Source organism: Lachnoanaerobaculum sp. Marseille-Q4761, from assembly GCF_017565785.1.
Taxonomy (GTDB): Bacteria; Bacillota; Clostridia; order Lachnospirales; family Lachnospiraceae; genus Lachnoanaerobaculum.
This window is the reverse complement of the sequence record NZ_JAGEKB010000002.1, coordinates 306,348-327,399: the sequence shown is the minus strand read 5'-3', so window position 1 is coordinate 327,399 and position 21,052 is coordinate 306,348. Positions and strand designations below refer to the sequence as shown.

Annotated in this window: 18 protein-coding genes; 16 read left to right on the top strand and 2 right to left on the bottom strand. The window is 35.5% G+C overall.

What is annotated here, in order from left to right; genetic code table 11:
* Window positions 1–17 precede the first annotated feature (17 nt).
* The 13 genes from J4O15_RS08710 (at window position 18) to J4O15_RS16170 (ending at window position 12,463) form a co-directional block, all read left to right on the top strand.
* Window positions 18–1,223: a glycoside hydrolase family 88 protein gene (locus tag J4O15_RS08710; protein WP_208100482.1), complete on the top strand. Its 1,206-nt coding sequence runs from the start codon at window positions 18–20 to the stop codon at window positions 1,221–1,223.
* Between the two features lie 61 nt (window positions 1,224–1,284).
* Window positions 1,285–2,073: a carbohydrate-binding protein gene (locus tag J4O15_RS08705; protein WP_208100481.1), complete on the top strand. Its 789-nt coding sequence runs from the start codon at window positions 1,285–1,287 to the stop codon at window positions 2,071–2,073.
* Between the two features lie 302 nt (window positions 2,074–2,375).
* Window positions 2,376–2,693, top strand: coding sequence for a hypothetical protein (locus J4O15_RS08700; protein ID WP_040461745.1), 318 nt, complete (start codon window positions 2,376–2,378; stop codon window positions 2,691–2,693).
* 66 nt (window positions 2,694–2,759) lie between these two features.
* Complete coding sequence (locus tag J4O15_RS08695) at window positions 2,760–3,869, top strand: Mbeg1-like protein (RefSeq protein ID WP_208100480.1); 1,110 nt, start codon at window positions 2,760–2,762, stop codon at window positions 3,867–3,869.
* A 197-nt stretch (window positions 3,870–4,066) separates the two neighbouring features.
* Entirely contained in the window at window positions 4,067–4,414 is a 348-nt protein-coding gene (locus tag J4O15_RS08690) for a type II toxin-antitoxin system RelE/ParE family toxin (RefSeq protein ID WP_208100479.1), read from the top strand.
* The gene (locus J4O15_RS08685) at window positions 4,407–5,513 is read left to right on the top strand and encodes a HigA family addiction module antitoxin (RefSeq protein WP_208100478.1); all 1,107 of its coding nucleotides are present in this window, start codon (window positions 4,407–4,409) and stop codon (window positions 5,511–5,513) included. The genes J4O15_RS08690 and J4O15_RS08685 overlap by 8 nt, the downstream gene beginning before the upstream one ends.
* 31 nt (window positions 5,514–5,544) lie before the next feature.
* Complete coding sequence (locus tag J4O15_RS08680) at window positions 5,545–6,822, top strand: O-acetylhomoserine aminocarboxypropyltransferase/cysteine synthase family protein (RefSeq protein ID WP_208100477.1); 1,278 nt, start codon at window positions 5,545–5,547, stop codon at window positions 6,820–6,822.
* A 34-nt stretch (window positions 6,823–6,856) separates the two neighbouring features.
* The gene (locus J4O15_RS08675; RefSeq protein ID WP_208100476.1) at window positions 6,857–7,147 is read left to right on the top strand and encodes a DUF3800 domain-containing protein; all 291 of its coding nucleotides are present in this window, start codon (window positions 6,857–6,859) and stop codon (window positions 7,145–7,147) included.
* Window positions 7,148–7,359: 212 nt separating this feature from the next.
* Window positions 7,360–8,856 (top strand): carboxypeptidase M32, encoded by a 1,497-nt coding sequence (locus J4O15_RS08670; RefSeq protein ID WP_208100475.1) that lies wholly within the window; start codon window positions 7,360–7,362, stop codon window positions 8,854–8,856.
* Window positions 8,857–8,948: 92 nt separating this feature from the next.
* Complete coding sequence (locus J4O15_RS08665; protein WP_208100474.1) at window positions 8,949–9,995, top strand: Fic family protein; 1,047 nt, start codon at window positions 8,949–8,951, stop codon at window positions 9,993–9,995.
* Between the two features lie 297 nt (window positions 9,996–10,292).
* Window positions 10,293–11,903, top strand: a complete 1,611-nt coding sequence (locus J4O15_RS08660) for a mannitol dehydrogenase family protein (RefSeq protein WP_208100812.1) — start codon at window positions 10,293–10,295, stop codon at window positions 11,901–11,903.
* Window positions 11,904–11,916: 13 nt separating this feature from the next.
* Window positions 11,917–12,087: a hypothetical protein gene (locus J4O15_RS08655; RefSeq protein WP_208100473.1), complete on the top strand. Its 171-nt coding sequence runs from the start codon at window positions 11,917–11,919 to the stop codon at window positions 12,085–12,087.
* A 247-nt stretch (window positions 12,088–12,334) separates the two neighbouring features.
* On the top strand, window positions 12,335–12,463 hold the full coding sequence (locus J4O15_RS16170) for a hypothetical protein (RefSeq protein ID WP_279546051.1): 129 nt from the start codon (window positions 12,335–12,337) through the stop codon (window positions 12,461–12,463).
* A gap of 91 nt (window positions 12,464–12,554) precedes the next feature.
* On the opposite strand, the gene mprF is transcribed toward J4O15_RS16170, so the two are convergent.
* Window positions 12,555–15,140, bottom strand: coding sequence for a bifunctional lysylphosphatidylglycerol flippase/synthetase MprF (gene mprF, locus J4O15_RS08640; RefSeq protein WP_208100472.1), 2,586 nt, complete (start codon window positions 15,138–15,140; stop codon window positions 12,555–12,557).
* Between the two features lie 24 nt (window positions 15,141–15,164).
* Entirely contained in the window at window positions 15,165–15,881 is a 717-nt protein-coding gene (locus J4O15_RS08635) for an alpha/beta fold hydrolase (protein ID WP_208100471.1), read from the bottom strand.
* A 267-nt stretch (window positions 15,882–16,148) separates the two neighbouring features.
* Here J4O15_RS08635 and J4O15_RS08630 point away from each other — a divergent pair, with 267 nt between their 5' ends.
* The 3 genes from J4O15_RS08630 to brxC are packed head-to-tail and all read left to right on the top strand — an operon-like array spanning window position 16,149 to window position 20,991.
* The gene (locus tag J4O15_RS08630; RefSeq protein ID WP_208100470.1) at window positions 16,149–16,751 is read left to right on the top strand and encodes a DUF1819 family protein; all 603 of its coding nucleotides are present in this window, start codon (window positions 16,149–16,151) and stop codon (window positions 16,749–16,751) included.
* Window positions 16,751–17,329, top strand: coding sequence for a DUF1788 domain-containing protein (locus J4O15_RS08625; RefSeq protein ID WP_208100469.1), 579 nt, complete (start codon window positions 16,751–16,753; stop codon window positions 17,327–17,329). The genes J4O15_RS08630 and J4O15_RS08625 overlap by 1 nt, the downstream gene beginning before the upstream one ends.
* Window positions 17,330–17,337: 8 nt before the next feature.
* The gene (gene brxC, locus J4O15_RS08620) at window positions 17,338–20,991 is read left to right on the top strand and encodes a BREX system P-loop protein BrxC (protein ID WP_208100468.1); all 3,654 of its coding nucleotides are present in this window, start codon (window positions 17,338–17,340) and stop codon (window positions 20,989–20,991) included.
* Window positions 20,992–21,052: the final 61 nt, after the last annotated feature.

Sequence of the window (21,052 nt, the reverse complement as noted above, 5' to 3'; positions counted from 1 at the left end):
AAAAGGAGATTTATTAAGTGGATAAATGGATTGACATTAATTTATTGGAAGAATACCCGGAAGCCACGGACAGTATGATTAAAGAGGCTTTGGATATGGCTATGGAACAGGTGAAGAATAATCTACCTGAATTTGAGGAGCATTTTCCGGCGGCAAACAGTGAGGGTAATTTCTACACACCGGGTATCAATACCGATTGGACAAGCGGTTTTTGGACAGGAGAGGTATGGCTTTCCTATGAAAATGCAAAGAATGAGAAGGACAAAGAATTATTTGAAACAGCCGGAAAAAAACAGGTAGACTCATTTTTGGAGCGTATAAATATAAGACATTATATAGATCACCATGATATGGGATTTCTTTATATACCGTCCTGTGTTGCCGCTTACAGCCTGATTTCTTATGAAAATGCAAAGGAGGCGGCAATAAAGGCGGCAGACCAGCTTTGCAGCAGATATCGCCCTGAGGGAAAGTATATTCAGGCATGGGGAGAGATGTGGGCAAGAGATAATGCCAGACTTATTATAGACTGTATGTTAAATGTACCTCTACTCTACTGGGCAAGTGAGGTTACAAAGGATGAGCATTATGCGAAGATTGCAAAAAATCATATTCTTACTACAATGAAGCATATAATAAGAGATGATGATTCCACATGGCATACAATATTTTTTGATCCGGATACCGGTGAATTTTCTCATGGTGCTACCTGTCAAGGATATAAGGATGCATCAGCATGGGCAAGAGGACAGGCATGGGGAATCTATGGAACTGCCATTGCATATAAAAATACCGGAGATAAGGAGTATATAAAATATTTTGAAAGAGTATCAAAGTATTTCTTAAAACATCTGCCTACAGATCTTTGCCCTTATTGGGATCTAAGTTTTGGTGACGGAGATGAAAATGAGCAGCCAAGAGACTCTTCATCAGCTGCAATCGCAATATGCGGATTCTTGGAAATGAGTAAATATTTGGATGAAGAAAGCAGAACATACTATACTTCAGTAGCAAAGAAAATCATGTATTCTCTTATAAAGGACTATCAGGTAAAGGATAGAAGTATATCAAACGGTCAGCTTTTACATGGAACTTATGCCAAGAAGACACCTTATAATACCTGTAAAAACAGTGGTGTTGATGAATGTGTTATTTGGGGAGATTATTTCTTTATGGAGGCTCTTACAAGGCTTGCAAGGGATGATTGGAAAATGTATTGGTAAGTAAAATAACCTTACGCAGTAATATAAAGAGAAAAGAATTTGTACTTTAACGGGAGCAGATATGATTAAACTTAAAATAGTAGGTAGGGGAGAGATAGAAAGAGCCTGCGGCTTTGAGGGAGATAATAGAGCGGAGCTTGTATATTGCAGTGAATACATAGATGGTGACAGAATAGTACTTGATACGGATAAAGCCGGAAGATACTGTGTGGTGCGTTTTGAGGACAGTATGAGAGAGGCATTTATATATATCCCCGGCAGAAGTATGGAATTTTTTATACCTCCTGCAAATAACCGACCGAATTATTCACCAAAAAGCTTTACAGGAATGATACATTATATTGGAGCAAGATATGCCACGGCTGAGGAAATAAAAAAGATAAAAAACCTTGCATTAAATGTTTATGATCAGCATGAAAATAATACTTTTTATCCTCATGCATCCGCTAATGTAGAAACCAGAGGTGAGGCGGTATTTGCGGCAAGAAATGCTGTAGACGGAATGTATGCAAACTCATCTCATGGAAAATATCCTTATCAGAGCTGGGGTATTAACAGAGATCCGGCGGCGGCTCTTACTATTGATTTTGGAAGAGAGGTTCTTATAAATGAAATAAGACTTACTCTAAGAGCGGATTATCCACATGATAATTATTGGGTAAGTGCAGACATTAATTTTGATGACGGCAGCAGTGAAACTTTAAAACTTGAAAAATCCGAAAAGCCACAGTGCTTTCAGATAAAGGAAAGAAAAATAAAAAGCCTTGTGCTTGAAAGGCTTATAAAGGCGGAGGGAGAATCCCCGTTCCCGGCGCTTACACAGATTGAAGTCTGGGGAGTTGAGGTCTGAATTGTAGAAATTTAATACAGTTTTTTGACAAATATCAGGGTGGGTTGATTTTCAATCCACTCTTTTTATACTATTGAAATTTGGGTCATCATATAGTGGAACTTTACCAAATATTATTTATAGGTAGGTGGGTACTGATTTGCAGAAAGTGGAGAAAAGATTATAAAAGTGATATAATATATTAAAAAATTTGAGGAGTAAGATACAATATAAAGAATATTAAAGCTCAAGTCTTCATTAAAAGATAAGGAACAACTAAATCAGGTCGATGGGCAGTAATGAAAGAGTGAAATAGTGTGGATATGAAATTGGTATGTAGTGTGAAATTTTATAGTAAAAAAAGAAAGATATTACCTGATTTAAACAGCGGAAAATATTGTCCCCACCTTATGGTAAAAGGAGATAATAGATATCTTGGAATAAGTTTTATTGAAGGAGATGCAATGGACTTTGATATATGGATTAAATGTATTGTATATCTATTTTATGAGAAAGTTGATTATTCTCAATTGGTTGTCGGAGCAAAATTTCATATAATGGAGGGACGAAATAATGTGGGGGAAGGAGTCGTTCTGGAAGTTTTGAAAGTTTCGCCGGTTCTTGATAAAAATACATATTAAGAATATTATAACTGCAATATATACAGTAATAAAAGCAGTTTGTGATTTGAAAAGGATAAAATAAAAATGGAACTACTCGACTATTTAAAATGGAGAAATGATGTAAGCTTATCGGTAGCATCATTTAATGATATAGATAATGTTATACTGTCATATATATCGTATATGAATTTTAGTGAATTATTCCCTGAAAATAATAATACTTCCGGTATCGAGGAGATACTGGAAGTGTTTTGTGAGAAATATTCTTTGGATGAAATAAGAGAGAACGGACAATTTACAGCAAGAGCCCCTCTTTTACTGGAACAGATGGTAAAAGGTGAGCGTTTTGGAGGAACAAGAATCGGACATTATAAGGATATTTTTGATGAAGAAGAAATCAAACAATTTTCGGCTGTTACATTTTTTCTTCCTGACGGAACAAATTACATAGCTTTTCGTGGAACTGACAGTACTATAACGGGTTGGAAAGAAGACTTTCTTATGAGTTGTATGTCGGATACGGAAGGGGCAAAGGAAGCGGCAGATTACTTAAATGATGTATCCAGTAGTATTAAGGGTGAGCTTATACTTGGAGGACATTCAAAAGGCGGTAATTTTGCAATATATGCAACAGCCTTTTGTAATGATAAAGTAAAGAAGCGTATTACCAAAGTATATAATAATGACGGTCCCGGATTTAGGGATGAAATTATAGATACTGAAGAATATAAGCAGATTACCCATAAAATATGTAGTATAGTTCCACAAACATCTATAATAGGTCAATTGCTTTCAAATGATGGTGAGCAAAAGGTAATAAAAAGCAGTGCAAACAGTATATTCCAGCATGATGCTATGACATGGGAGGTAACTAGAGACGGGTTTGTAGAGTCGGAGCTGGATGGATTAAGCAATTTTGTAAGGATAGCATTGGGATCGTGGCTTGAAAAAACCGATGATGAAACAAGGGAGTCTCTTGTTTCGACGGTTTTTTCATTGATTGAAGAGACAGAAGCAAAAACATTTAAAGAATTTGGAGGGAACTTATTTAAGAATACCGGAATAATCATAAAGAGCCTGGCAAAACTTCCAAAAGAAAAGAGGGATGAGTTGATGAGTGCGTTTAGCAGTGCATTGCAGGTAGGAGGGGAAACGGTTATGAATAATATCCCTATAATTTCGAGTAAAGAATAAAAGATATTTTTAAAACTGATAAAACTTAGAATAAATAACTATGTAATAGTTTATAAAATTAAGTTTTATTATGCAATAAGTATAATACATATGTTATATCTTTAGTTTATGAGTATTTACTTTAAACTTCTAAGATGATATAATTTTAATTACCAAAATGGTAATCAAATAAGAGGAGACGGTGATCAATTTTGGGAATGCAGATATTGTACAAGAATGAAACTGTAAAGAAACAGTTTTGCTCTGATTACAAAAAACAGTGGCGTTATCCTGAACAAGTAAAAAAGAAACTTGAATCTGCAGAAAATTTTATATTAAATGCAGAGTCTTTGATGGATATTGCTAATTATATCCCATTTCATTTTGAACATTTAAAAGGTGATAGAAAAGATGAATGGAGTATACGATTGGGCAAAACCGGATATAGGGTTACAATGATTCCTTGTGATAATGATGGTAGTGAGATTATAAAAGGAGATATACTTGCTCAGTGTAAAATGATCAAGATTGTGAAAGTAACGGAGGTGTCAAACCATTATGAGTAATATAAATGAATACAAAGATATAGTGGCATTTCACCCTGGATATTATATTGCAGATATTATAGAAGATATGGAAATAAGTCAGGTTGAATTTGCCACAAGAATGGGAACAAGCACAAAGACTTTAAGTCAGTTGATAAATGGAAAATCTAATATTTCTAACGACTTGGCAAAAAAACTTTCTGTTATGTTAGGAACAAGTATAGAAGTCTGGCTAAATTTACAGAATACATATGATCAGAAGTTGATTGAAATACAGATGGCTAAGGATATTGACTCACAGGCGGAATTGGTAAAAGAAATAGATTATAAATACTTTGTAGATGTTGTTGGTTTGGAAATGGCAAAAAGTATTAATGATAAAGTTAATAATCTTTGTAAATTTTTTATGGTTTCAAATTTAAGAATTATGTTGCAACAGGATTTCTTAGTGAATTTTAGGACAAGTGTATCTTACATTAGTGAGAAGAATATTATTAATTCCAGGGCTTGGATTCAAACAGCTATGAATATTTCAAAAAATATAGATACTAAGCCTTATAATGCGGCAATGCTAAAAGAGTATTTACCGGAGCTAAGAAGTATGACAGTTAAAAAACCTGAGGATTTTTTACCAAGAATGCACGAAATTTTTGCGGATTGCGGTATTGCATTTGTTCTACTGCCACATTTGAAGAATTCAGGTGTAAATGGTGCTGTAAAATGGGTGACTGAAGACAGAGTAGTGCTTGCAATGAATAATAGAGGATTGGATGTAGATAAGTTTTGGTTTTCTTTATTCCATGAAATCAAGCATGTTCTTCAACAAAAAATTAAAACAGTATTTATAAGCAGTACAGTTGAAGAAATGAAAGATTATAATAACAATCTTGAAGTAGAAGCGGACAGGTTTGCAATGGATTATCTTATTCCACCCGAAGAGTATAAAAAACTGGAACCGACAAGATATACTTCGGATAATGAGATTAAAGAGTTTGCTAAAAAGATAGGAATACATCCCGGTATTGTAGCCGGGAGGTTACAGCATGAAGGAATTATTGCACAGAACAGATGTTCAAAATTAAAAGAAAAATATGTGATTAAAATAAAACATATCGAATAAAATATAAGTATATATAAAGGAGAATATATTAATGTCAAACTATAATATCAATACCATCTGTGTACAGGGTGGTTATGAACCGAAAAAAGGAGAGTCAAGAGTAGTTCCGATAGTACAGTCTACAACCTTTAAGTATGAGACTTCACAGCAGATGGGGGATTTATTTGACTTAAAGGAGGCAGGGTATTTTTATACAAGGCTTGCAAACCCTACCAATGATGCTGTGGCAAGAAAGATTTGCCAACTTGAGGGAGGTGTGGCTGCTATATTGATATCATCAGGACAGGCTGCAAATTTCTATGCAATATTAAATATTGCATGTGCAGGTGATCATATAATTGCTTCTTCTGCTATTTATGGTGGAACATACAATTTATTGGCTAATACTATGAAGAATATGGGGATAGAAGCCACTTTTGTTGATCCGGATATTTCAGCCGAGGAGTTGGAGTCCAAATTTAAGCCAAATACAAAGCTTATATTTGGTGAGACTATAGCAAACCCTTCACTTAAGATTCTGGATATAGAAAAGTTTGCACAGGCGGCACATAAGAATGGTGTACCTTTAATAGTTGATAATACTTTCCCTACACCGATTTTTTGTAGACCGTTTGAATGGGGAGTAGATATAGTTACACACTCAACCACAAAGTATATGAACGGTTCAGCAAATGCGGTAGGAGGAGTAGTTGTGGACTCAGGTAATTTTGACTGGGAAAAATACAGTGAAAAGTTCCCGGGACTTACAACTCCTGATGCAACATATCATGGAATAGTCTATACAAAGAGCTTTGGTAAAGGTGCATACATTACAAAGATGACAACTAATCTGATGCGTGACCTTGGAGCTATACCTTCTCCACAGAATTCATTCTACCTTGGAGTTGGACTTGAAACATTGCATTTAAGAATGGAAAGACATTATGAAAATGCTCTGGCTCTTGCTAAGCATTTACAAAACCATCCTAAGGTATCTTGGGTTTCTTTCCCCGGACTTGAAAATGACAGTCAGTATGCCCTGGCACAAAAGTATCTTCCAAACGGAACTTGTGGAGTTATATCATTCGGTGTTGTAGGTGGAAGAGAGGCGGCAGTTAATTTTATGGATTCCTTAAAATTGGCTGCAATTGTTACCCATGTTGCTGATGCAAGAACCTGTGTACTTCATCCTGCATCCACTACTCACCGTCAGATGAATGATAATGAGCTTGCAGCTGCCGGAGTATCACCTGATCTTATCAGAATGTCTGTAGGCATTGAGGATATAAGAGATATTATAGCTGATGTGGATAAGGCACTGGGGAAGTAAAATATCGGTAAGCGTTAATAGAAAGGATAGGTATATGACTATTTACATAGATGAATCTGGGTCCATTAATAATCATATGCCGAATAATAAATATTTTATTATAGCCTTGGTAAATGTTACAAACAGAGCGTCCCTAAAGAAGTCATATAAACGTTTTGTTTCTTCTAATTTTAATAGATTGCTGGAACTTGATGGTGATAAATTAAATGTCAAAACAGGTAAGCTCATCAAAGAAGGTTCAAAAATGTTTCGTAAAGGAATATTTCAAGAACTTAAGGGCTCGCAATTTGATAAGGAAATGAAACAAAAATTTGTGGTATATTGACATGTTTGATAGTTTATGTTAACATTATGTTATCAACAGTAAGTCCTATTCCTATATGGGTGCCGTTTTCGAGGTAAGCGTCATGTGTTGGCGTCACCGGTAGGCAATTGATTATTTATAAGAGTTTAGACCGGTCGTAAGATTGGTCTTTTTCTTTTATCAGATGTTTTTTAAAATAATAATTTTACTTAAGCATAAAAGAAAGGAAAAATATGAATACAAAAGAAAAGTTAAAAAAGTATCAGGACTGGCTTTTTAAATGTTCTGCATACCAAATGGCATTAAATATTATTAATATTGATAAGCAGACAGTTGCACCAAGTGCAGGAGCTGCGTACAGAGATGAGAGATCTGCATACCTGGCAGGTGAACTGTTCAGTCTGGAAACTAATGAGGAAATAGTTGATTTATTAAAGGATTTAAAAGATGACAGGGAAGTAGAGGCTGAGGATAAGCGTGCAATAGAGCTTTATTATAAGAAAGCTTTAGATACTGTTTGTATACCGAAGGAAGAGTTTGTAGCTTTTAAAAAGCTTTGCGATGAATCATTTGATGCGTGGATACTAGCAAAGTCAAAAGCGGATTATTCTATCTTTGAGCCATATTTAAAGAGAGTTATTGAGAGTCAAAAGAAATTATATGGATATCGTACAAGCGATAAAAATATCTATGATCAGATGCTGGATGATTATGAGCCGGGTATGGATCAGGAAAAATATGATGCATTCTTTAATGCATTAAAAGAGAGATTGGTTGTGCTTATCCAAAAGGTAACAAAGGCGAAGCAGATAGAAGAGGGATTTTTGCATCAGAGCTTCCCTATAGAAGATCAAAAGAAGTTTATGGACGGATTACTTAATTACTTACATTTTGATTCTTCATGGGGATATCAAAATGAGTCTGAGCATCCGTTTACGTCATGGACATGTGAGAATGACTGCCGTACAACTACAAAGTATTTGGACTCAAATGTGACATCCGCCATACTTTCAACTGTTCATGAGGTGGGGCATGCCTATTATGAGCATAATATCAATCCGAAATATGACGGAATGATTTTATCTGAGGGAGTTTCCAGCGGAATGCATGAATCACAGTCAAGACTTTGCGAAAATTATCTGGGACGCACTATGGCTTTTTGGAAATATAATTATCCTAAATTGCAGGCATATTTCCCTAAGCAACTTGGTAATGTAAGTCTTGAAGATTTCTATAAAGCAATCAATATTTCAAAGCCGTCATTTGTTCGTACAGAAGCGGATGAGCTGACATATCCATTGCATGTTTTGATTCGTTATGAGATAGAAAAGGGCTTATTTAACGGCACTATATCTACAGAAGGACTGGATAAAACATGGAATGCGAAGTACAAAGAATATCTTGGAATAGATGTGCCAAATGACAAACTTGGAATATTACAGGATGTACACTGGTCAGATGGAAGCTTCGGATACTTCCCAACCTATGCACTTGGTACAGCCTTTGCAGCACAGTATGTGCATGCTATGAAAAAGGATCTGGATGTAGATAAATTACTTGAAAACAATAAATTTGATGAAGTTATGGACTGGTTAAAGAAAAATATTCATACACATGGTTTCCGCTACGAGGCACCGGAGCTTATGAAGATGGTGACCGGAGAGGAATTTAATGTAAACTATTTCCTTGACTATATTGAGGAGAAATATACAAAGCTTTATCAGTTATAAAACTATAAAACTAAGTCTCTCATTCCCTTAAAATATTGACTATTCCCTCAAAAATAACTATTATTTAAGGGAATAGTAGTAGAGGTAAGGGAATGAGAGATTTTAATTATTCAAAAATCAAAGAGAAAAAATGGGATTTGGAAATTTTGGGTTTGGTGGCAGCGATATATAAAGAAGCCGGAAAGCAGGAAATGTATCTTAAACAAAGACCGGAAGAATTAGAAAAGCTTGTAGAAATTGCAAAAATACAAAGTACAGAAGCATCTAATGCTATTGAAGGTATTGTTACCACAAACTCTCGTATAAGGCAGCTTGTAGAAGAAAAGACAGCACCAAGGAATAGAGATGAACAGGAGATTATAGGATATAGAGATGTTTCAAATATCATTCATGAAAGTTTTGATGCTATACCTATAACACAAAACTACATCCTTCAATTACATAAGATACTATACAGCTATATGGAAAATAGTATGGCAAGTAGGACAAAAAGTGTACAAAATTATATTAGTGCTACATATCCGGATGGGCATTCAGAAACATTATTCACACCGCTTGCACCATATGAAACACCTGAAGCTTTGGATAAGATATGTGAAGAATATAATAGAGTAATAGGAAATGCAGAGATTGATCCATTGATTATTATTCCTGTATTTATACATGATTTTCTCTGTATACACCCTTTTAATGACGGAAATGGAAGAATGAGTAGACTGCTCACTACACTATTATTACATAGAAACGGTTTTTATGTGGGTAAGTATATTTCATTAGAAGCAAAGATTGAAAAAAATAAAGATTTTTACTACGCTTCACTTAGACAGGCACAAACCGGTTGGTATGAAAATGATGAAGATAAATTGCCTTTTATTAAATATATACTTGGAACAATTCTATCAGCATATAGAGATTTTGGTGAAAGATTCGCACTGGTAGAAGAAAAACTTTCTGCATTGGATACAGTAAGACGGGCTTGCCTAAACAAGATAAGTAGATTTACTAAGCAGGATATACGAGAGTTATGTCCTTCACTCAGCCTAAGCTCCATTGAAGGTGCACTTAGAAAGTTGGTGTTATCAGGTGAGCTTAAGAGAGAAGGAAAAGGTAAGAACACTTACTATTATAGGCTGGGCTAAATTAATAGAACATTTATAGACATATCGTTTTGAACAGGTATGTTTATTTTAATGCATGTAACTGATAATGCTTAAGTAGGCGATAGGAAGTTTAATCGGTCATGGGAAAAGTCTGAGATAATACAGTATGTTCTCTGACTGATATTTTTGCTATATGTGTACTTGGTTTGATGCTTACGGATTTTCTACTAAAGATATAGAAGATATAAATTGAATTAATTTAAAAGTAGTCGTAAAATATTATAGAGCTTACATATCCATATTGAAGAATATTAAAATATTAGGAGGTAAAATATGATGAAATTGTCTCTAAACGGTTTGCAGGATAATCAGGCCTGGAAAGCTGTAGGAATTGCACTGCCTGATTATGATGTGGAAGCTTTACAAAAAAGGACAAAGGAAAAGCCGGAGTGGGTTCACTTTGGAATCGGAAACATTTTCCGTATCTTTCTTGGTGGAATAGCGGATGACTTGATTACACAAGGGTTGATGGATACCGGTATTATTTGTGCAGAAACCTTTGATACTGATATAATTGATAAAATATATACTCCGTATGACAATCTCTGCCTTGGAGTCATATTGCATAAAGACGGCAGTATGGATAAGAGAGTTATCGGATCACTTGCAGAGTGTGTCAAGGCAAGAAAAGATGACGGTACAGGGTGGGCAAGATTGAAAGAAATCTTTAGTGCTCCAAGTCTAAAGATGGTTTCATTTACAATTACCGAGAAAGGCTACAATCTTAGAAAGACGGACGGAAGTTATTTGGAATATGTTCAAAGGGATATTGAAAACGGACCTGATGAGTGTAGCGGTGCGATAGCGGTTGTGACAGCAATGCTTTTTGAGCGATGGAATGCAGGAGGTGTCCCGATTACATTGTCATCAATGGATAACTGTTCCCACAACGGTTCTCTACTTAGAAGTTCGGTAATCACTATGGCAAATGAGTGGGGAAAACACGGATTTTTGGAAGATGATTTTTTAAATTGGGTACAGGATGAGACAAAGGTATCATTCCCTTGGTCGATGATTGATAAGATTACACCGCGTCCGGCTGAGTTTGTAGCTGAAGTCCTGAAAAAAGATGGTGTAGAGGGGCAGGATATTATTGTTACTTCCAAGAATACCTATATCGCCCCTTTTGTAAATGCTGAAAAACCACAATATCTTGTTATTGAGGACAGCTTCCCCAACGGTCGTCCGGCACTGGAACATGGCGGCGTCTATATGACAGATAGGGAAACCGTTGATTGTTCTGAACGTATGAAGGTTACTGCTTGTCTAAATCCTATCCATACGGCACTTGCTCCTTACGGCATGTTATTGGGATATGAGTATTTTGCAGACATTATGAATGATCCTGAATTGAAGATATTGGCTCATAATGTTGGCTACATTGAGGGGTTGCCATGTGTGGAGGATCCGGGAATTTTTTCACCTAAGGCATTTCTTGACGAGGTTATAGAGGAACGCCTTCCGAATAAATATTTGGGAGATACAACCGCCAGAATCTGTACAGATTCTTCCCAAGGAGTAGGGGTACGCTTTGGTGAAACAATACGATCATATGTAAATGAGTATGGTACAGCCTCAGGCCTAAAAGCTATTCCACTTGCACTTGCCGGATGGATGCGCTATTTCTATGCTGTTGATGACATGGGAAAGCCTTTTACTTTGGCTCCGGATCCACTGGCTCAGGAATTGCATGATGTTGTGAGTGAAGTAAAACTTGGTGAGCCTGAAAGCCTTAGGGATCAATTGCATACGATACTTTCCAATAAAGAAATATTTGGAATTGATTTATACGAAGCCGGTGTAGCACAGAAGATAGAAGAGTTTTTTAAAGAAGAAATCTCAGGCACAGGTGCAGTTCGTGCTACTTTGAAAAAGTATCTTAACTGATAATATAAAAAATATGGGTATATTTTATTCAAGACTTTCAAACCCTACAAATGATGCTGTAGCAAGAAAAATTTACCAACTTGAGGTTGTTGTTGTGGTAGGCTCAGGAAATTTTGAATCGAAGAGAAATATACAAAGATATATCAGCTATAAAACTAAGACTCTTATTCCCTTAAAACATTGACTATTCCCTTAAAAATAACTATTATTTAAGGGAATGATACTAGGGTAAGGGAATGAGAGATTTTAATTATTCAAAAATCAAAGAGAAAAAATGGAATTTGGAAATTCTAAGTTTGGTGGCAGCGATATATAAAGAAGCAGGAGATGTATCTTAAGCAAAGACCACAAGAATTAGAAAAGCTTGTAGAGATTGCAAAAGTTCAGAGTGCACAGTCATTAAATGCTATTATCCGGAAATCTGTTCACAGATGGGCATTTTCTCTGCACCGACTGTACCGGCATATATTGACGGTCAGCTTGTTGCACGAGAGAGCGGATATTTAAGTCTGGATACACTACTTGGAAATATTGAGCGTTATCTTGAATTGAGGAAATAAGGATGCGTAGGGTGAGACAATAGGTATTATTAAAGACATATCATGGTTATTTGTCAAATATTGGGACGGGTTGAGTTTCAACCCGTCTTTTTCAATTTTTTTTTACCTGTCTGTTATCTATCTTATATATAGTAAGTAAATCAAAAAGCAAATTACTGTCTTTTGGGAAGGATAGATATCTTGCCTCCCAAAACGGAGCAAATTTTTCCTTATATTTTCTTAGACCGCCAAAGGAATAGAAACGATTTGTGAAGCTGTAAACTAAAAATGCAAGCTTCTCATTTAAAAAGCTGTGGTCATACTGACCGACATTTGAAAGAGGAGCCATTCCAAGGTCAAAGTATCTGACATTATTTTCCTTCATATAGAGAAAAATCCGGACAAAAAGATAGTCCATAATACCGTTTTTTTCCGTTTTAGGATCGTAGCGCATAAGGTCTATACTTGACTCATTATCATTATTACATACCAAAAAGTTTGCAAATGCCTGAATATTTCCGGAATCATCAAGTACACAGGCAATTGGGGCAAGTGAAAGATAATCTCTGTCAAAATACCCTAAAGAAAAGCCCTTTTCCTGTCTTCCCAAAAGCCAGTTGTCAGAAATATTTTTCAATTCATCCAAAAAATTATTTGAAAAAGGTGGAAACTCTACTTTAAAGGAATATCCGCTGTTTTCTCCACGATTTGTAATGGCACGAAACTTTCTTCCACTTTTTCCGACCAAACCAAATTCAGTTAGATCCACTTTCGCAGTTTCACCAAATTTCATAAAATCATAGCCGAAATTATGCAGGAGTAAAGTGATATCCTGACTTATTTCGTAAAAGAGCGGTATAAGATTTTTGTCTTCGGCATCTTTTATAAATGCAGATACAGCTTTATTAAAATATTCACTTCTACCTATAGGATCCCCCATAACAACCGCCTTACCGTCTTCTAAGGCAAACTGAAAAGCCACGAGGTCCTTATTATCTTCGCTATAATAATATATAAGTTTATCACCCAAAAATGCAAGAGAAGCATTTAAATTGGTATTATCAAAACTTTCCAAAAACGCTTTATAACGAGATTTTTCAATTTTTTCTCCAAATGTAAAATGTCTGTCCTTTGCCATAGATTCTACTGCAATATAAAAGAATGCAATAATCAGTAAGTAGGCAAAAAGGTGTAAAAAACGAATGAAAAAGCCGTTAAAAAAATGGGTTCCAATAGAAGCACTTGAGAAGAAACCGTTATGATGAAAGAGCTGAAAACCCAAACTGTTGCCACCTGTATTTCCCCTTGATACATACAAAAGAAATACAGTGACTATAAAGCTGGAAACTATATATCCTATATCTTTTATTCTGTCTTCCAAAGGATAGAAAAATGCCTTTCTGTTTAATCTGTTTCTCTCAGTATATAAAAGTATTAAAAATACAAGTATATAAAGACTGCCAAAAACGGAGCAGTCGCCAAGATTAATATAAATCAGGCTTATAGGGCAAAGCACAATTGAAAATGGTTTTGTAAATGCAGAATGTCTTTTTATAAATCTTCCAAGTAGAAAGAAAAGGCTTCCAAGCAGGAAACTTGGAAATTGAAAGAGCAGTTGTCCGTGTATGGGATCCATTTTTCCTATAATAGGTATATTATGAATCTCATCGGGAAGTATTGCACTTGCCATAAGGAAAAAACCGAAGAAGTTTGCCATAAAGTGAAGCATTCCACGGCTTATTATATTTGAGAGCTTCCCGGGTAAGCCAAGAAACTTATCATTTATTTGTCCTCCCATACTCTTTATAAATAAAATCAGTCCTATAAAGAAAGGAATAAAATAATAAAAAATACGGAAAAGCAAAAGCCAGCTTGCAGCTTCATTATGGTTTAATGAAAGATGTAGCAGACCTCCAATCATTATCAGATCAAAACTTCCGAGACTGCCGGGTATCATTGATACGATACCTATACAAATGGAGATGCAATATAAAGGAATTATATTTACAAAAGAAACATTGTAACCGAGAACTCTGCCTACATAGAAGAAAAATCCGGATACAAATAACCAATCCAAAAGAGAGGTACCTATTAGAGCAAGTATTTTCTTAATGCTTAAATTGCCAAAGTAGTCCAGATTCTTTCTGGTAGAAAGGAAAAGCAGTACCGGAAGTATAAGAGAGGCAAGTGCAAGTACAAAACTGTATGTCTTTAAAGTATTATTAGCATTATAAGAAAATACTAATAATAATGATATAAATGACAATAAGGAAAGCCCTGACATAAAATAAGGCATTACCTTTGATATACCTTGCATTGTTTTGTCTCCCTCTTCCTCTTCGGAAAAATAGCTGTACCTAAGCCCGAGGTCTATAATTCCTGCAAAGCCTATAAGATTATTTAAACTGTTTATAGTCCAACTGTTTTCAATAAGCTTAAATACAGAAATTTTCTTTCCAAGTTCTTTTGTCAGTATATAGTCATACAGCATCATAGGAGAGACTGCAAGAATACCCAAAATAAGAAGACTTAAAATCTGTAAAATAGATAAATGACTGAGTATATCCTTTACAGCACTAAAAGAAACAGTCTTTCTCATATGAGAAAACTCTATCAGAACCAAGATAAGTATACTTATAAATAAAATGCCTTTTATAACATTCTTGTATTTTTTTAAAAAAGAGATTATCTTTTGCATTTTACCTCCTTGAAGAATTGCAAATCACATAGTACAACTTTGTATATAACTCACCATTTTTGAAATAGTCTTGTTAAAGTAGTTACTGTCCTTTTTTGGAATATTGTGTCCTTGGTTTTTTATCTCTATAAACTTACCCTTAGGAAAAAGTCCGGCAATAGCCTTGCTGTGCTCCCTTTTGATCATATCATGGTCTCCAACTAAAACTATGACAGGATAGTTTGATTTAGAAAAAACTTCCTTAGGAATATTTAAATCTTCATGCAAGAGTGGAGAGACTTTTGCTCTCCTTTTAAAAAAGGGGAAGATTATACCCAGAGTTTTATATAAGGCTTCTTCAAAATAACAAGCGTATCCCGGGAGAAATTTCAGACCTGTAAAAGTAATATTACCGCTGTTTGCCAAGATACCGGCAACTCTTTCTTTGTGAAGCGCAGCATACTTTATGGCAAGGTTTGCACCGTCACTATGTCCTACCAGCAGACATTTTTCTATATTAAGATATGAAAGTAGCTCATCAAGACTGTCTGCCAAATAAGAAAAGCTTATTTTCCCCAAAATATCTCCTGATTTACCATGTCCTAAGCTGTCTACAAAAATAAGCTTATAGTACTTGCTCAAAACCCTTTGCTTTTTAAAATAACCGCTTTCCAGATTGTTTCCGTGTAAGAAGACAACCGGAAAGCCTTTTCCTATGATTTCATAATGGATTCTTTCTCCGTTATTACGATAAAATTCCATATCATCACACTTTCAATAGTTTATTTGTATCAAGTTCTAGCACAATGAAAATGAATTGTCAAATTAAATTTGAATGAAATAAACTTTTCACCAAGGGGATTAGAAAATCAGATTTAATTCTACTGGTAAAAATGTTATTATTGTACATAGTGTGTTAAGTTATATTAAATTAGGAATAAAACAATCTTATCCCAGAGATGACACTGTGAACCAAGTCCGTACAATAGGACAGGATAAATATTAGAATCAAAGTGGGGTGTAAAATATATGGAAAGAAAAGCGTACAGTGCAGGTGCTGTAAAGATGTCTTTTTGGTTTATGGAATTTCGCAAAGTTGTAGGGCTTATGGCAGAAGGAAAAACTTTGAAAGAAATAAAAGAAATCAATAAAAAAGAGAATATATTCGGTGCGCCTACAATACTTCGCTCCGAACAGATATTTAATACGGTTTCAGGAAGAATTAAAATGCTTAATAAAAGCTTTATTAGTGTATTTCAAGACAGTGATGTTACAACACAGAAATTATTTGCGCTTATAGCGGCACTTGCCTATGATACATTGTTTTTTGACTTTGTTTATGAGGTTATAAGAGAGAAGCTTATTATCGGGAGCAATACATTTACAGAAAGCGATATTAGAATATTCTTTAAGGATAAGCAGCTACAGAGCGAAAAGGTGGCAAAGTGGACTGATCCGACAATTATCAGGCTGGGCAGATCTTATAAAACAATGCTTTTTGAGGCGGGACTTATCGATAAAGGGAAAACAGAGAGAAAAATTATAAAGCCGATACTTGATCCTGCTATGGAATACTGGTTAAAAGATCATAGTATGGAGGCATATATTATGGCACTGACAGGAGTTGGATGATGGCAGATTTAGCAGCTAGACTTGACGAAATGGAGGCGGAGATTAAAAAGCCTAAATTTCGTAAAAACAGCGGAAGAGCAAATGAAGTAAATTATTGGGTATTTGACTATCCGGCGGAAAAAGAAATGGAAGTTCGTGAGCGTATAAATTACCTGAAAAATAAGAATCAAAAAGGTGGTGATGATTTTGAATTGGTGGTTTTTGATCTATATGATATCATTATCGACTTTCTTGAAGATAAAAACTTTATGGAAAAATGTTTTGATTTTGAAAAGAAAAAGGGCTTTGAAAGGATAACAAAGGCGGTAAGCAATTCTATGAAGTTTAATGATGATGACAGTATTATTGTAAAGCATATAAAGGATAATACACCTGATAATGCGATTGTCTTTTTGACAGGGATTGGGAAATGTTACCCCATACTTCGTTCGCATAAGGTTCTTAATAACTTACATCAGGCATTTGTGAAAGCACCGGTTGTGATGTTTTTCCCGGGTACATATAATGAACAGGAACTTATTCTTTTCAATGAGATAAAAGATGATAATTACTACAGAGCATTCAAGCTTGTAAAATAGGAGGGAAAATGCAGATTAAAGATATGTTTGCCAAAAAGATTGACCGTGAGATTCAGGGAGTCATCATCGTAGGGCAGGGCGAAGAGACAAATGTGTCACAGGAACTTGAGGAATATGTGGTTACAAAAGAATTGCAAAAGCATTTTGCGGATTTTTTCGCTGCATATAAAAAGAGTATTGATGGAAGCACACCTAAGATGGGAGTGTGGATCTCGGGTTTTTTTGGAAGCGGTAAATCACATTTCCTAAAGATATTATCATATCTGCTTGATAACAAAATTGTCGGAGATAAGCATGCACTTGATTACTTTATTGATGATAATAAGATAACAGACTCGAGAGTACTCTCAGATATGCAACTTGCGGCAAATACACCGGCGGATGTTGTACTTTTTAATATTGATTCCAAGAGTGAATCAAGTGGTAAGCATAATAAAGATGCCATTGTAAATGTGTTTTTGAAAGTCTTTAACGAAATGCAAGGGTTTTGCGGATCTATGCCTCATATAGCAGACCTTGAGAGAAGACTTGTTGAAGTGGGAAGGTTTGACGAGTTTAAAACTGTATTTGAAGATGAATATGGAGAGTCATGGGAGGAGTCCAGAAAAGACTTTGACTTTATACAAGACAGTGTGGTGGATGCTCTTGTAAATATGGACTATATGAGTGAGGCAGCTGCAAGAAACTGGTGTGAGAAAGCGGCAGAAAGCTACACTATAAGTATAGAAGATTTTGCAAAGCGTGTAAAATCATATATAGAGAGAAAGGGAAACAACCATCATGTGGTTTTCCTTGTAGATGAAATTGGACAGTATATAGGTGATGATTCAAAACTTATGCTGAATTTACAGACTGTTACGGAAGAACTTGGAAAAGAATGTATGGGCAGAGCCTGGGTGATCGTCACATCACAGCAGGATATAGACTCTATTACCAAGGTAAAGGGAAATGATTTTTCAAAGATTCAGGGAAGATTTGATACAAGACTGTCACTATCCAGTGCCAATGTGGATGCCGTAATAAAAAAAAGGATTCTTGATAAAACCGATACTGCAGCACAGGCACTTAGACTTTTGTATGAGCAAAAATCAACTATTATAAAAAATCTGATAGTATTTAATGACGGTGTGGAGAAAAAGCTTTATGCAAATGAGAATGATTTTACTGAAAGTTATCCTTTCGTGCCATACCAGTTTAACCTGCTTGCAAGTGTGCTGACATCCATTCGTACACATGGTGCATCAGGAAAGCATTTATCGGAGGGAGAGCGTTCCATGCTGGCTTTATTTAAGGAGTCGGCATCAACATTAAAAGAAAGAGAGATGGGAGTCATTGTACCCTTCCATCGTTTTTATGATGCCTTGGAAAACTTCCTTGATCACAGCCATAAGGGGGTTATCAGTAAAGCGTATAATAACAATTATATCAATCCGGAGCAAAAAGATGCCGATGTCTTTACCGTCAATGTTTTAAAGACATTGTTTATGATCAAGTATGTGCTTGAAATAGAATCAAATATTGACAATATTACAAGCCTTATGATTGAAAATATTGATGATGATCGCATTGCACTGAAGGAGAAGGTGGAAGATGCGATAAAGATATTGATGCGTCAGATGCTGGTGCAAAAAAACGGAAATATCTATGTATTTTTGACTGATGAAGAGCAGGAAATCAATAATGAGATAGAAAAAGAAAATGTTGAAATGTCGGAGGTCATCACAAAGATTGCCGAAATGATATTTGAGGATATTTTCGCAGATAAGAAGTATCGCTACCCTGAGTTTAACGGCAGATATTCATTCTCATTTAATCAGATGGTGGATGATCGCCCATATAAGTCGAGTCAAAATGCCGATATAGGACTTCGTATACTTACACCTTGGTATGACGGAGGTATGGATGATGCAACGCTTCGCATGATGTCAGGACAGGGAAGGGAAGTCCTTGTGGTGCTTCCAAATGATGATGAGTTTTTGACAGAGATGAGGGTATATCTAAAGATTGAGAGATTCCTTAGGAAAAATACTTCCATGCAGCTTGCCAAATATGAAAGTATAAAAGATACTAAGCGTGTGGAGATGAGAGAACGCAATGCCAATGCAAGACTTTATCTGACGGAAGGGCTAAAAGATGCGACCATATATGTAAATGGGGATATTGCAAATATATCAGCAAAGGAAGTAAATAACAAGATTTCTGAAGCCATAGGCAGACTTGTACAGACAGTTTTCCATAAGCTTTCATATATTGATACTGTTATGGGAGAGGCAGATATCAGAAAACTTTTCCAAACTACAAATCAGATGCAGATGTTGCCGGAAGGAGGCAGATTTGCAAATGCTTATGCACTTGATGATGTACAGGGATATATATCCATGAACTCACATAATCACTTAAAGACATCTATGAAGTCCGTAAAGGATCGCTTTATGAAAGCACCTTACGGATTTGTAGAGGATGATATAAATTGGCTTGTTGCATGCCTGTTTAAGCGTGGAGATATTTCGTTTACTGTAAATGGAGCATCCGTAAGCTTAAATAATAAATCTGAAGATGAAATAATAAACTACATCACGAAAAAAGCCTTTGTAGAAAAGCTTTTGATGGAAGAGCGTGTGCGTGTTAATGAAAAGGATAAAAAGTCAGTTCGTGATGTGATGAAAGAGGTCTTTAACAGTACGGTATCCACAGAGGATGAGGACAGTATTATGAAAGACTTTAAAAGATTGTCCTCAAATATGATAAATGAGATGGACAAACTTGAGGTATATTACAGACAGTATAATTATCCGGGAAAGAATGTACTTGATAGCGGTAAACGCCTGTTACAGTCTGTAATGCAGCTTAACGGTGCATTGGAATTTTTCTCACATATTTCAAAATACCAAGATACCTTCTTTGATATGGCAGAAGACTATGAACCTGTAAAAGCATTCTTTAGCGGAGAGCAGCAGAATATATTTATGCGTGCACTGGATATGCTTGCAATATATGAAGACAGTAAAACTTATATTGTGGACAGTGAATTGGAAAAAGTTGTAGGGGAGATGCGTGCTATAGTAAAGCAGGATAAGCCTTATAAGAATATACCTAAGCTGCCGGAACTTATAGCTCAGTTTAGGGATGCCTATAATCAGGTTATAGATGTGGAAGAAGCACCGGTTCTTAACTCTATAGATCAATCAAGGCAGCGTGTTTTAGAAGTGCTCAGTACAAAAGAATATGAAAAGCAAAAGAAAGAACATTATTTATCCTTATTTGAAGAGATAAAAGATGGAGCGCAAAGCTGTAATAATATATCATCACTTAGAAGTTTTGCAGATAAAGCCGGAGCTTTAAAAATTCGCCTTATGGATGAGATGGACAATATGGATCGTCAGATTGCGGAAAGAAAGCAGGCTGAAGAGATAAGAAGAATTGAAGAAGAAGCCAAAAAGCGAGGTAGTGCTGTCAGCGATGTTGAAGTGGCAAGAAGCATAGCTGAGCAAAAAAAGCAGTATAAAGTACGTAAAACAAAGAATGTACCTATTAAGAAAATAACAGGTACATCTTCTTGGAGACTTGAGAATAAAGATGATATTGATAAATACGTTGAAGAGCTGAGAATGAGACTGCTCTCCCAAATGGATGAGGACACTATTGTCAATATAGAGTTTTAATGTGTAAATACAGTTAATAGATATAAGTGAAAGTAGATATTATATTTTAAATTTGATTTTT

Excerpts from the sequence above, each read along its gene's own strand:
- J4O15_RS08705 (WP_208100481.1), top strand. The coding sequence starts at position 1,285 with ATGATTAAACTTAAAATAGTAGGTAGGGGAGAGATAGAAAGAGCCTGC.
- J4O15_RS08700 (WP_040461745.1), top strand. The coding sequence starts at position 2,376 with ATGAAATTGGTATGTAGTGTGAAATTTTATAGTAAAAAAAGAAAGATA.
- J4O15_RS08695 (WP_208100480.1), top strand. The coding sequence starts at position 2,760 with ATGGAACTACTCGACTATTTAAAATGGAGAAATGATGTAAGCTTATCG.
- J4O15_RS08690 (WP_208100479.1), top strand. The coding sequence starts at position 4,067 with ATGCAGATATTGTACAAGAATGAAACTGTAAAGAAACAGTTTTGCTCT.
- J4O15_RS08685 (WP_208100478.1), top strand. The coding sequence starts at position 4,407 with ATGAGTAATATAAATGAATACAAAGATATAGTGGCATTTCACCCTGGA.
- J4O15_RS08680 (WP_208100477.1), top strand. The coding sequence starts at position 5,545 with ATGTCAAACTATAATATCAATACCATCTGTGTACAGGGTGGTTATGAA.
- J4O15_RS08675 (WP_208100476.1), top strand. The coding sequence starts at position 6,857 with ATGACTATTTACATAGATGAATCTGGGTCCATTAATAATCATATGCCG.
- J4O15_RS08670 (WP_208100475.1), top strand. The coding sequence starts at position 7,360 with ATGAATACAAAAGAAAAGTTAAAAAAGTATCAGGACTGGCTTTTTAAA.
- J4O15_RS08665 (WP_208100474.1), top strand. The coding sequence starts at position 8,949 with ATGAGAGATTTTAATTATTCAAAAATCAAAGAGAAAAAATGGGATTTG.
- J4O15_RS08660 (WP_208100812.1), top strand. The coding sequence starts at position 10,293 with ATGAAATTGTCTCTAAACGGTTTGCAGGATAATCAGGCCTGGAAAGCT.
- J4O15_RS08655 (WP_208100473.1), top strand. The coding sequence starts at position 11,917 with ATGGGTATATTTTATTCAAGACTTTCAAACCCTACAAATGATGCTGTA.
- J4O15_RS16170 (WP_279546051.1), top strand. The coding sequence starts at position 12,335 with ATGGGCATTTTCTCTGCACCGACTGTACCGGCATATATTGACGGTCAG.
- mprF (WP_208100472.1), bottom strand. The coding sequence starts at position 15,140 with ATGCAAAAGATAATCTCTTTTTTAAAAAAATACAAGAATGTTATAAAA.
- J4O15_RS08635 (WP_208100471.1), bottom strand. The coding sequence starts at position 15,881 with ATGGAATTTTATCGTAATAACGGAGAAAGAATCCATTATGAAATCATA.
- J4O15_RS08630 (WP_208100470.1), top strand. The coding sequence starts at position 16,149 with ATGGAAAGAAAAGCGTACAGTGCAGGTGCTGTAAAGATGTCTTTTTGG.
- J4O15_RS08625 (WP_208100469.1), top strand. The coding sequence starts at position 16,751 with ATGGCAGATTTAGCAGCTAGACTTGACGAAATGGAGGCGGAGATTAAA.
- brxC (WP_208100468.1), top strand. The coding sequence starts at position 17,338 with ATGCAGATTAAAGATATGTTTGCCAAAAAGATTGACCGTGAGATTCAG.